This is a genomic window from Pantoea sp. B9002 (assembly GCF_013385945.1).
Taxonomy (GTDB): domain Bacteria; phylum Pseudomonadota; class Gammaproteobacteria; order Enterobacterales; family Enterobacteriaceae; genus Pantoea.
On sequence record NZ_JACAPA010000160.1, the window covers coordinates 1 to 365 of the forward strand.

At 61.1% G+C, this 365-nt stretch carries 1 protein-coding gene; it reads left to right on the top strand.

Annotated features, from left to right (window positions below; all coding sequences use genetic code 11):
- Nucleotides 1–365 (top strand): HAD hydrolase-like protein (locus tag HX773_RS25650; RefSeq protein ID WP_176973831.1); only part of this gene is annotated, 365 nt, incomplete at both ends.

Here is a 365-nt window from a genome sequence, read left to right on the forward strand (position 1 = left end):
ACCCTGACCGACCCGCGCGAGGGCATCACCCGCTCGATCCAGTATGCCCTCGGCAAGCTGGGTATCGACGAACCGGACCTGAGCAAGCTCGAACACTTTATCGGCCCGCCGCTGTTGCAGGCCTTCATGCAGTTCTACGGCTTCGACGAGGCCAAGGCCTGGGAAGCGGTGAATTTCTACCGCGAGCGTTTCAAGGTCACCGGGCTGTATGAAAACCGTGTGTTCGACGGGGTCACCCCCTTGCTGGAGACCCTCGGCGGACAAGGTCGCACCTTGTATATCGCCACATCCAAGCCGTGGGTCTTCGCCCGCGAGATTGCCCGGCACTTCGATTTTGCCCGGCACTTCAAGGTGATCTACGGCAG